The 10,879-nt window shown below is 65.4% G+C and carries 10 protein-coding genes; all 10 read left to right on the plus strand.

Annotation, left to right across the window (positions count from 1 at the left end; genetic code table 11):
• Window positions 1–7: 7 nt before the first annotated feature.
• The 10 genes from rhaI to PV773_RS17130 all read left to right on the plus strand — a co-directional run bounded on the left by rhaI (window position 8) and on the right by PV773_RS17130 (window position 10,786).
• Window positions 8–1,297, plus strand: a complete 1,290-nt coding sequence (gene rhaI / locus PV773_RS17085; protein ID WP_347967508.1) for an L-rhamnose catabolism isomerase — start codon at window positions 8–10, stop codon at window positions 1,295–1,297.
• A gap of 14 nt (window positions 1,298–1,311) precedes the next feature.
• On the plus strand, window positions 1,312–1,629 hold the full coding sequence (rhaM, locus tag PV773_RS17090) for an L-rhamnose mutarotase (RefSeq protein ID WP_347967509.1): 318 nt from the start codon (window positions 1,312–1,314) through the stop codon (window positions 1,627–1,629).
• A gap of 3 nt (window positions 1,630–1,632) precedes the next feature.
• Window positions 1,633–2,316, plus strand: coding sequence for a class II aldolase/adducin family protein (locus tag PV773_RS17095; RefSeq protein WP_347967510.1), 684 nt, complete (start codon window positions 1,633–1,635; stop codon window positions 2,314–2,316).
• A gap of 248 nt (window positions 2,317–2,564) precedes the next feature.
• Window positions 2,565–3,593 carry a substrate-binding domain-containing protein gene (locus PV773_RS17100; protein ID WP_347967511.1) on the plus strand — a complete coding sequence of 343 codons (1,029 nt, stop codon included), beginning with the start codon at window positions 2,565–2,567 and terminating at the stop codon, window positions 3,591–3,593.
• A 91-nt stretch (window positions 3,594–3,684) separates the two neighbouring features.
• Entirely contained in the window at window positions 3,685–5,235 is a 1,551-nt protein-coding gene (locus tag PV773_RS17105; protein WP_347967512.1) for a sugar ABC transporter ATP-binding protein, read from the plus strand.
• Between the two features lie 19 nt (window positions 5,236–5,254).
• On the plus strand, window positions 5,255–6,241 hold the full coding sequence (locus PV773_RS17110) for an ABC transporter permease (RefSeq protein ID WP_347967513.1): 987 nt from the start codon (window positions 5,255–5,257) through the stop codon (window positions 6,239–6,241).
• Between the two features lie 11 nt (window positions 6,242–6,252).
• The gene (locus PV773_RS17115; RefSeq protein ID WP_347967514.1) at window positions 6,253–7,233 is read left to right on the plus strand and encodes a sugar-binding transcriptional regulator; all 981 of its coding nucleotides are present in this window, start codon (window positions 6,253–6,255) and stop codon (window positions 7,231–7,233) included.
• A complete protein-coding gene (locus PV773_RS17120) occupies window positions 7,230–8,219 on the plus strand; it encodes an aldo/keto reductase (protein WP_347967515.1) in 990 nt (329 codons plus the stop codon). The genes PV773_RS17115 and PV773_RS17120 overlap by 4 nt, the downstream gene beginning before the upstream one ends.
• 21 nt (window positions 8,220–8,240) lie before the next feature.
• Window positions 8,241–9,968 (plus strand): glycerol-3-phosphate dehydrogenase/oxidase, encoded by a 1,728-nt coding sequence (locus tag PV773_RS17125; RefSeq protein ID WP_347967516.1) that lies wholly within the window; start codon window positions 8,241–8,243, stop codon window positions 9,966–9,968.
• Window positions 9,941–10,786 carry an aldolase gene (locus tag PV773_RS17130; RefSeq protein WP_347967517.1) on the plus strand — a complete coding sequence of 282 codons (846 nt, stop codon included), beginning with the start codon at window positions 9,941–9,943 and terminating at the stop codon, window positions 10,784–10,786. The genes PV773_RS17125 and PV773_RS17130 overlap by 28 nt, the downstream gene beginning before the upstream one ends.
• The last annotated feature ends 93 nt before the right edge of the window (window positions 10,787–10,879 follow it).

Consider the following 10,879-nt stretch of genomic DNA (forward strand, 5'->3'; position numbering starts at 1 on the left):
GGATGTGATGGAAACGATGATTGCCGGCGATGCGGTCGAGAAAAGCAACGCCGCCCGCGAGAAAGCCCTGCGCGCCGATTACGCCGCGCTCGGTGAGCAGCTGGACCGGCGCGGCATCGCCATCGACGCCATCCTCGGCAAGGTCGAGGCGTTCGGCGTGGCGATCCCGTCCTGGGGCGTCGGCACGGGCGGCACGCGATTTGCCCGCTTTCCCGGCCCGGGCGAGCCGCGCGACGTGTTCGACAAGGTCGAGGACTGCGCCGTCATCAACCAGCTGACCCGCGCCACGCCAACCGTTTCGCTGCACGTCCCCTGGGACAAGGCCAACGCCAACCGGCTGAAGCAGACCGCCGCGCGCTTCGGCCTCGGCTTCGATGCCATGAATTCCAACACCTTTTCCGATGCCCGCGACCAGAAGCACTCCTACAAGTTCGGCTCGCTCAGCCACGCCGACGCAGCCGTGCGCCGGCAGGCGGTCGAGCACAACATCGAATGCATCGAGATCGGCAGGGCGTTGGGATCGAAGGCGCTGACGGTGTGGATCGGCGACGGCTCGAACTTCCCCGGACAGGTGAATTTCGCCCGCGCCTTCGAGCGCTATCTCGATGCGATGAAGGACATCTATGCGGCGCTGCCCGACGACTGGCGGCTGTTCACCGAGCACAAGATGTATGAGCCGGCTTTCTATTCGACAGTCGTGCAGGACTGGGGCACCAACTACATCATCGCGAAGGAACTGGGCGACAAGGCCTATTGCCTCGTCGACCTCGGCCACCACGCGCCCAACGTCAACATTGAGATGATCGTCTCCCGGCTCATCCAGTTCGGCAAGCTGGGCGGCTTCCACTTCAATGACAGCAAGTATGGCGACGACGATCTCGACGCCGGTTCGATCGATCCCTACCGCCTGTTCCTGGTCTTCAACGAACTTGTCGACGCCGAGCTTTCGGGCGCCGGGGATTTCCATCCTGCCCATATGCTCGACCAGAGCCACAACGTCACCGATCCGATCGAAAGCTTGATGCTGTCGGCGGTCGAGGTGCAACGGGCTTATGCCGCGGCGTTGCTGGTCGATCGCAAGGCGCTCGAAGGCTTCCAGGAAGGTAACGACGCGCTGATGGCGACGCAGATGCTGAAGGCCGCCTACCGCACAGACGTCGAACCCATCCTCGCCATGGCTCGGCTCAACGGTGGCGGCGCCATCGATCCGGTCGCGGCCTATCGGGCCAGCGGCTACCGCCAGAAGGTCGCGGCCGAGCGCCCGGCATCGGTCGGCGGCAGCGGCGGCATCGTCTGAGGGGAGGGCCGGACATGCCCGAACGCATCGCCTTCCGCATGGTCCTCAATCCCGGTCAGGCCGCCGAATACAGGAGGCGGCACGACGAGATCTGGCCGGAACTCAGTGCGGCGCTGCGCGAGGCCGGCGTGTCCGACTACACGATCTGGCTCGATCCCGAGACCAGCCACCTGTTCGCGACGCTCGTCCGCGCCGACGACCACAGCATGGAGAGGCTGCCGCTAACGGAGGTCAACCGCCGCTGGTGGGACTTCATGGCCGACATCATGCAGTACACCGACCGCAACCAACCGCTGGTCGTGCCGCTGCAGAGGGTTTTTCATCTGGAGTAGACAATGACTGACAAGGCACTGCGCGACGAGATGGTGTCGATCTGCCGGCGCATGAATTCGAGCGGCATCAACCAGGGCACGGCCGGCAACCTGTCGGTCCGTTCGGGCAGCGGCTTCCTCATCACGCCGTCGGGCATGCCCTACGACACCATGGGTCCCGACGACATCGTCGAGATGGATTTCGACGGCACCTATGTCGGTCGCCGCCCGTCGTCGGAATGGCGCTTCCACCGCGACATCCTCAAGGCGCGCGAGGACATCAGCGTCGTGCTGCACTGCCACTCGGTCTATGCGACGACGCTCGCCTGCCACCACAAGACCATTCCGTCCTTTCACTACATGACCGGCGTTGCCGGCGGCACCACCATCCGCTGCGCCGCCTATGCCACCTTCGGCACCCAGGCGCTGTCGGACAATGCGCTGGCAGCACTCAAGGACCGTCTCGCCTGCCTGCTCGGCCAGCACGGCCAGATCTCGCTCGGCACCAACCTCGAGCACGCGCTGTGGCTGGCGATCGAGGTGGAGACGCTGTCGCGCATGTATGTCCAGGCGCTGACCCTTGGCGAGCCGCCGATCCTGCCCGACGAGGAGATGGAGCGCGTCATCGAACAGATGCGCCGCATGAGCTATGGCCTTGCACCTGATGCGGAAGGCACGAATGACGCGGCGCGTCCGCGCCATTCTTGAAACCTGTCAAAGCTGGGTGGCGCGACCGCCATCGCGCACCTGCAATAATTTTCAGGACTCTCCCTTGTCGCCGTCGCCAAGTTGTGAAATATATTTCATCATGTGAATTTTATTGACATATCGATTCAAGGCTGCAATTCTCTGCGCATCGGACTTCGGGAGGAAGTTCGGTGCAAATCAATCCAAATGGCGCGGCGCCCAGGGTGCCGGCAACGGTTGTTGATCTGGCTTCGGCCAAGGGAGGGAACTTGCGTAGATTTCTCAGCACTTTCGCGGCCGCAGCCGCGGTCTCGACCATTCTCGCCGCGGGCCATGCCCAGTCGGCCGAAAACCCGTTCAAATGCGCGCCCGGCGAAAAATACGTCATGAACGTCATGGTGTCGGGCGTCGAATACTGGTTCCCGGTCTACGAGATGTTCAAGCAGGCCGGCCAGCAGTTCGGCTGCGAGACGGCCTACACCGGCACGCCGGAATATGACGTCAACAAGCAGATCGCGACCTTCGACCAGGCGCTGGCGCAGAAGCCGGCTGGCATCCTGGTGCATCCGATGAATTCCGATCCGTTCATCGAGCCGATCGACCGCGCCATCGAGCAGGGCACCGCCGTCGTCACCTTCGCCGCCGACTCGCCCAACTCCAAGCGCGTCTCCTACATCACCTCCGACAACGTCGCCGAAGGCACCTACGCCGCTGACGCGGTGGCCAAGGCGATGGATGGCAAGGGCGAATATGCCGTTCTGGAAAACCCAGGTCAGGACAACCACGACAAGCGCGTCAACGCCTTCGTCGCCCGCATGCAGGCCAAGTGGCCGGACATGAAGCTGGTCGGCCGCGCCGCTTCGAACCAGGACCCGACCAAGGCCTACCAGGCCGTGCTCAGCCTGGCGCAGGCGCATCCCGACCTCGGCGCCGTGTTCATGCCGGAAGCCAATTCGGCCATCGGCGCCGCCCAGGCGGCCAAGGAAGGCGGCGGCAAGATCAAGGTCATGCTGGCCGACGTCAACGCCAAGATCCTCGACATGATCAAGGCCGGCGAGATCTTCGGCTCGGTCAACCCGAATCAGGGCATGCAGGGCTACATGGGCTTCATGCTGCTCTGGATGGCCAAGCACCCCGGGTTGATCGACCCGATGAACGACGCCAAGCGCTCGGGCTTCAACCCCATGAGCGTGCCCTTCGTCGACAACGGCTTCTCGATCGTGACGGCCGACAACGCCGACGACTTCTACTGGGACAAGTACCTCAAGCGTCGCGGCACCAAGGGCATCGAGGAATAGATTTCCCCGGGCATTCATGCCTTGCTTGAAGATCGCCGGGGCGTTCTCGCCCCGGCATCTACCGGACCCCGAACACAGCGAAAGTTGACAGATGTCGACGCCCATTCTCGAGATTTCTGGAGTTTCGAAGTCGTTCGGCGCCATCAAGGCGTTGACCGGCATCGACTTCTCGCTGGCGCCGGGCGAGGTGCATGCGCTCTGCGGCGAGAACGGCGCCGGCAAGTCGACGCTGATGAACATCATCGCCGGTGTCCTGCAGCCTGACGAGGGCGACATCCGCATCGGCGGCGAAAACGTCGTCATCGCCTCGCCGGCAGTGGCGCAGAAGCTCGGCATCGCGCTCGTCCACCAGGAGATCGCGCTCTGCCCGGATGCGACGGTCGCCGAGAACATCTTCATGTCCGCCATCAATACCCGCCGCGCGCCGCTGATGAATTTCCGCAGCTTGCAGGCCGAGGCGCAGAAGGTGATGGATCTTTTGGCCTCGATCCCGGTGCGCACCAAGGTCGGCGACCTTTCCATTTCCAACCAGCAGCTGGTCGAGATCGCCAAGGCGCTGACGCTCGACTGCCGCGTTTTGATCCTCGACGAGCCGACCGCGGCGCTGACCGAGCCGGAAGCGCAACGCCTGTTCGCCATTGTCCGCGAACTCAAGTCGCGCGGCATCTCCATCATCTACATCAGCCACCGCATGGCCGAGATCTTCTCGCTCTGCGACAGGGTGACGGTGTTCCGCGACGGCCGTTACGTCGCCACCGACGAGATTGCGGCGACCTCGCCCGACGAGGTGGTGCGCAAGATGGTCGGCCGCGAGATCGCCCAGCTCTATCCCGAAAAGCTCGGGCCGGGCGAGGCGCCGGGCCGCACATTGCTCGAGGTCTCCGACCTGTCGGATGGCGAGCGCTGCTTCGGCGTCGGCCTCGAGCTGCGCGCCGGCGAAATCCTCGGCATCGGCGGGCTGATCGGCTCCGGCCGCAGCGAAATCGCCCAGACGCTGTGCGGCCTGCGGCCTGCGGTTTCAGGTGGTGTCGAGATCGATGGCCAGCCCCTCAAGGTTTCCGGCTACGCCCAGGCGGTGAAGGCCGGGCTCGTCTATCTCTCCGAGGACCGCAAGGGCTCGGGCGTGTTCCTCGACATGTCGATCGCCGCCAATGTGTCAGCGCTCGATCTCGGCAAGCTCACCGGCAGCCTCGGCCTGCTCGACCGTCGCGCCGAAACCGAGCAGGCGACCGAACTGGCCAGGCGCCTCGGCGTGCGTATGGCCGGCGTCGGTGCTGCGGTGTCGACGCTCAGCGGCGGCAACCAGCAGAAGGTGGCGATTGCCAAGCAGCTGTCGGTCGGTCCCAAGGTGATGATCATGGACGAGCCGACGCGCGGTATCGACGTCGGCGCCAAGGCCGAGATCCATCGCCTGCTGCGCAAGCTTGCCCGCCGCGGGGTCGGTATCATCGTCATTTCCTCCGAGATGCCCGAGCTGATCGGCCTGTGCGACCGCGTGCTGGTGGTGCGCGAGGGCCGGATCGCCGGCGAGCTCGCGGCCGACGAACTCGGCGAGGAAGCCATCATCATGCTCGCCTCCGGCGTGCAGCCCAGTTCACACCCCAATTCAGGCAACGCCAGGCAGGCCCGAAATGTCGCCTAGGGAAGCGGAAGCACCGATCATGACGGCTCAGATCAAGACCGAAAGCCAGGGCGCGCGGTGGAACCTCGCGCGGCTGGGCTCGATGCGCGAGGCGGGGTTGATCGTCATCATCCTGGCGCTGTGCATCGCCATGTCGTTCGCCTCGCCGCATTTCCTGACATGGGGCAACTTCCGCGCCATGCTGATGAGCTTCTCCATCGAGGGCATCGTCGTGGTCGGCATGACCATCCTGCTCATCGTCGGTGGCATCGACCTGTCCGTCGGTTCGGTCGTCGCCTTCTCGATGGTGGTGTCGGGTGCGCTGTTCCTGGCCGGTCTCGATCCGTGGACCGCGAGCCTGATCGGCATCGCCGTCAGCGCGCTGATCGGCGCGGTGATGGGCTTCTTCGTCACCGTTGTCGGGCTCAACCACTTCATCACCTCGCTTGCGGCGATGGTGATCGTGCGCGGCCTGTGCCTGATCGTCACCAAGGGCACGCCGCTGTCGCTGTTCACCCTGCCGCCGGCTTTCAAGGCGATCGGCCAAGGCAGCTTCCATGGCGTGCCCTATGTCATCATCATCTTCGTGGTGGTGGTTGCGATCTTCGACTTCCTGCTGCGCCGGGCGACCGCGTTCCGAAAAGTCTTCTACACCGGTTCCAACGAGAAGGCGGCGCAGTACTCGGGCATCCGCACCAGGCAGGTGAAGTTCTGGGTGACGGTGCTGAGCTCGACGCTGGCGGGCTTTGCCGGCATCATCTACATGTCCCGCTTCGGCGCAGCCACGCCCACCTTCGGCGCCGGCATGGAGCTCAATATCATCGCCGCCGCCGTCATCGGCGGGGCATCCCTCAACGGTGGCTCGGGCACCATCTTTGGCGCCATCCTCGGCATGGCGCTGCTGTCGGTGGTCACCAGCTCGCTGATCCTGCTCGACATCTCCGTCTACTGGCAAGACATGATCAAAGGCTGCATCCTTCTCGCCGCCGTCTCCATCGACCACCTGCTTCACCGCAGGAAGGCATGAGGAGACCGACCATGGCCAACGGCAACTCACGCGACGAAATCGCCAGCGCCCGCCAGATGCACCAGGCGCTCGTGCTCCACTACATGGAAGGCAAGACCCAGGCGGAGATCGCCCACGAGCTCGGCATCTCGCATGCCACCGTCAACCGACTGATCAAGCGCGGCCACCAGATGGGGCTGGTCGAAATCAGGATCAAGTCGCCGATCGAGCATCTGGTCGACATCGAAAGCCGGCTGGTGGCGCTCGGCGGGCTCAAGCGTGCAGTGGTCGTGCCCTCGCTCGGCGACAATCCGCAGACCGCGCTGCAGCGTGTCGGCGAGGCGGCGGCGACGCTGCTGCAGGACACGATCAAGGACGGGGACACCATCTCCATCACCGGCGGCAAGGGCGTTTCCGCCGTGGTCGCTGGCCTCAACGGGGGCCGCCAGGTCAAGGTCGAGGTCATTCCGGCGACCGGGCTGGTGCAGGGCAAGCACTACACCGACGTCAACCACGTGGCGTCGCTGATGGCAGACAAGCTCGGCGGCCGCGCCTACCAGGTGCATGCGCCGCTGTTTGCCGACAGCCCCGAGCAGCGCAACATGCTGATGGGGGTGAGTTCCGTCTCCGACGTGTTCCGCAAGGCACGCGAGGCCAATGTCGCAGTGGTCGGCATCGGCTCGATCCTGACCGACGATTCCAGCTACTACGACCTGCATCCGTCGTCGAGCACGGATCGCCAGGCCATCGAGCGCTCGGGCGCGGCGGGCGAGTTGCTTGCCCATCTCGTCGATGCCCAGGGCAAGGTCTGCGACTACAGCCTCAACCGTTGCCTGGTGTCGCTGACGCTCGAAGAATTCGCCACCATCCCGCGCACCATCGGCGTCGCCAGCGGCGCCAGCAAGGTGGCACCCATCCTCAGCGCCATGCGCGGCAATCACCTCGAAACGATCGTCACCGACGAAGCCACGGCCCTCCAGGTCCTGACACTCGCCGAAGGAAAGAGACCATGACCCAGCTTGTGCGCAACATCGGCCGTTCAGGCATTTCGGCCTCCGGCGTCGGCCTGGGCACCTGGGCCATCGGCGGCTGGATGTGGGGCGGCACCGACGAGGATGCCTCGATCGGCGCGATACAGGCATCCATCGACGCCGGCGTGTCGCTGATCGACACCGCACCCGCCTATGGCCTCGGCCGCAGCGAGGAGATCGTCGGCAAGGCCATCCACGGCCGGCGCGACAAGGTGGTGATCGCCACCAAATGCGGGCTCAACTGGCACTCGGGCAAGGGCAACCATTTCTTCGATCAGGACGGGCTTCCCGTGCACCGCTATCTCGGCGCCGACGGCATCGCCCATGAAGTCGAGCAGAGCCTGCGCCGCCTCGGCACCGACCGCATCGACCTCTACATCACCCATTGGCAGGACCCGACGACGCCGGTCGCCGAGACGATGGAGACGCTGCTGCGCCTGAAGGAGCAGGGCAAGATCGGCGCCATTGGCGTGAGCAACGTCAATGCCGGGGAGTTGGAGGCCTACATCGCCGCCGGCCAGCTCGACGCCATCCAGGAGCGCTATTCGATGCTCGACCGCGAGATCGAAGACACGCTGCTGCCGATCACGCGGGCCAATGACGTGGCCACGCTCAGCTACTCGTCGCTGGCGCTCGGCCTGCTCTCCGGCGCCATCGATCCGTCCCGCCAGTTCGGCGGCGACGACCAGCGCAAGGACAATCCGCGCTTCTCCGAGGCCAACCGGCAGAAGGTCGCGGCGCTGAAGGCTGCCATCGCGCCTGTCATTGATCGTCACAAGGCGAGCATGGCGCAGGTGGTGATCGCTTGGACTTTGGCCCAGCCCGGCATCACCTTTGCGCTCTGCGGCGCGCGCAATCCGGCGCAGGCGCTCGACAATGCGCGGGCCGGCCAGATCAGGCTCGACGCCGCGGATCTGGCCGTGCTCGACGCGGCCATCTCCAGGCATCTCGTCGCCATGGACGCCTGATCGAAGGAAGCCATCCGCATCATGAATCGCAGCGAAACCATAGCCGGCCTCAAGGGCCGGAACGGCCCCGCCGTGCTCGTGATCGGGGGTGGCATCAACGGCATCAGTGTCTTCCGCGAGCTGGCGCTCCAGGGTGTCGACGTATTGCTGGCCGAGAAGGGCGACTATTGCTCGGGTGCCAGCTCCGCTCTGTCGCGCATGGTGCATGGCGGCCTGCGCTACCTCGAGAACGGCGAGTTCAAGCTTGTGCGCGAGTCCTTGCTGGAGCGCGACCGGCTGCTCAAGAACGCCCCGCATTTCGTGGCCCCCCTGCCGACGACGGTGCCGATCTTCGACGTCTTCTCGGGCATCACCAACGGCGCCTTCCGCTTCCTCGGCCTGACCCGCCGGCCGAGCCGGCGGGGGGCCGTGGTCATCAAGGCCGGCCTCGCCGTCTACGACATCCTCACCGCCAGCCGCCGGCTGATGCCCAGGCACATCTTCCGTAGCCGGACCGAAACGCTGAGGACCTGGCCGGGGATCAATCCCGACATCCGCAACTCTGCGACCTATTATGACGCCTGGGTCAGCCGGCCCGAGCGGTTGGGCGTCGAGATGCTCAACGACGCGCTTGCCGCCAACCCGGCGGCGCGGGCGCTGAACCATGTCCATGTCGGCGGCGATGCCGAGGGCGTGAAGCTGGTCGACACGCTGACAGGCGACACGATCCGGCTCGCGCCGAAGCTGATCGTCAACGCCACGGGCGGATGGATCGACCTGACCAACTCGGGTCTCGGCGCTCACGCGCCCAGGATGATGGGCGGCACCAAGGGCTCGCATCTGATCATCGCCAGCCGTGAGCTGCATGACGCCCTTGCCGGCCACATGATCTATTACGAGAACGAGGACGGGCGCATCTGCATCCTGTTCCCTTATCTCGGCAACGTGCTGGTGGGCTCGACCGACATCCGCGTCGACGACCCCGACCAGGTGCGCTGCGAGGCCGACGAGCGCGTCTATATCCTCCAGTCGCTTGCCTTCGTCTTTCCCGGCATCCGCCTCGCACCGGAGGAAATCGTCTTCCAGTTCGCCGGCGTTCGTCCGCTGCCGGCCAGCGACGACAGCTTCACCGGCCGCATCCCGCGCGACCATTTCTGCGAGGCGGTGCCGGCCAGCGGCGCGCTGCCCGAAATGCTGTGCATGATCGGCGGCAAGTGGACCACCTTCCGTTCGTTCGGGGCGCTGGCAGCCGACATGGCGCTGGAGCGGCTGGGCCTGGGGCGGGTACGGGACACCGAAGACCTGGCTATTGGCGGCGGCCGCGACTTCCCCGCCGATGTCGAGCGCTGGGTCGCCAAGAAGGCGGCCCTTTCGGGCCTATCCTTGCCGCGCATGCGCGATCTTTTCGAGCGCTACGGCACGGATGCTGCGACGATTGCCAGGGGCCTTGGCGATGACAAGATGCTGCCGGGCTGCAGCTATTCCATCGGCGAACTCCGACACCTGATCGCGCTGGAACATGTCGAGAAGCTCGACGACCTGCTGCTCCGGCGCACCACCATCGGGGTGACCGGCAAGCTCTCGTCCGGACTCATTGCCCAGGCGCTCGACATCCTGGCCGAGGCCAAGGGCTGGGACGCAGCCCGCGGCGCCCGCGAACACCATGAATTCCTCGCCCTGCTCGAAAGCCGGCACGGGCTCGATGCCACGAAACTCCCAGCAAGATCCGAAAGGAGCGCAGAATGCGCATCAGCCCTAAAGTCCGCATGAACCGCCTGTTCGCCAACGGGCGTTGCCTCGACGTCGCCATCGATCACGGCGTCTGCAACGAACCGTCCTTTCTCGACGGGCTGGAGGATGTAGCCGGCGTCGTCGACCAGCTGGTCGCGGCCCGTCCCGATGCCATCCAGATGAATTTCGGCCAGGCCGACCTGCTGCAGGAGCGTCCGGGCAAGGACAAGCCGGCGCTGGTCATGCGCATCGACATGGGCAATCCCTACAACAAGACCCGCCATCGCCACATGTGGGCCGTGCTGCAGAACGAGCACGAGCCGCTGATCGGCGCGCTGGCCATGGATGCGGCCTGCGTCGTGGTCAACCTGTTCATGCTGCCCGACGAGCCAGACCTGTTCCGCCAGTGCGTGCAGAACATTGCGCGCGTCCGCGCCGACTGCGACAAGTACGGCATGCCGCTGATGATCGAACCGCTGGCGATGCTGCCCAACTCCGAACGCGGAGGGTACATGGTCGACGGCGATGCCGAGAAGATCGTGACGCTGACCCGGCTGGCCCGCGAGATGGGCGCCGACGTCGTCAAGGCCGATCCGACCACCGCGGCCGCCGATTTCCACGGCGTCGTCGAGGCTGCGCGCTGCCCCGTGCTGGTGCGCGGCGGCGGCAAGGAAGACCTGCGCTTGGTGTTCGACAAATCGGCGGCGCTGATGGCGCAGGGCGCGCACGGCATGGTCTATGGCCGCAACATCTACCAGCACGCCAATCCGAGCGCCGTCGTCGCAGGCCTGATGGCGATCATCCATGAAGGCGCCGACGGCGCCACCGCCTGGGACCGCTACACCAAGGCGAGCTAGCGCCCGGCTCCGCAAGCCGGGAAGGGGCTTGCCGGTTCGGGCCGATCAATCAGACAGAGCCCCGTTCCGCATCGGTCGGAATGGCATAGGCTC

Origin of the sequence: Mesorhizobium sp. CC13, assembly GCF_039907765.1 — a bacterium.
Taxonomy (GTDB): Bacteria; Pseudomonadota; Alphaproteobacteria; order Rhizobiales; family Rhizobiaceae; genus Aminobacter.

What these genes read in the sequence shown, in the direction of transcription:
- PV773_RS17125 (WP_347967516.1), top strand. Translation starts at nt 8,241, where the DNA reads ATGAATCGCAGCGAAACCATAGCCGGCCTCAAGGGCCGGAACGGCCCC.
- PV773_RS17095 (WP_347967510.1), top strand. Translation starts at nt 1,633, where the DNA reads ATGACTGACAAGGCACTGCGCGACGAGATGGTGTCGATCTGCCGGCGC.
- rhaM (WP_347967509.1), top strand. Translation starts at nt 1,312, where the DNA reads ATGCCCGAACGCATCGCCTTCCGCATGGTCCTCAATCCCGGTCAGGCC.
- rhaI (WP_347967508.1), top strand. Translation starts at nt 8, where the DNA reads ATGGAAACGATGATTGCCGGCGATGCGGTCGAGAAAAGCAACGCCGCC.
- PV773_RS17110 (WP_347967513.1), top strand. Translation starts at nt 5,255, where the DNA reads ATGACGGCTCAGATCAAGACCGAAAGCCAGGGCGCGCGGTGGAACCTC.
- PV773_RS17120 (WP_347967515.1), top strand. Translation starts at nt 7,230, where the DNA reads ATGACCCAGCTTGTGCGCAACATCGGCCGTTCAGGCATTTCGGCCTCC.
- PV773_RS17115 (WP_347967514.1), top strand. Translation starts at nt 6,253, where the DNA reads ATGGCCAACGGCAACTCACGCGACGAAATCGCCAGCGCCCGCCAGATG.
- PV773_RS17105 (WP_347967512.1), top strand. Translation starts at nt 3,685, where the DNA reads ATGTCGACGCCCATTCTCGAGATTTCTGGAGTTTCGAAGTCGTTCGGC.
- PV773_RS17130 (WP_347967517.1), top strand. Translation starts at nt 9,941, where the DNA reads ATGCGCATCAGCCCTAAAGTCCGCATGAACCGCCTGTTCGCCAACGGG.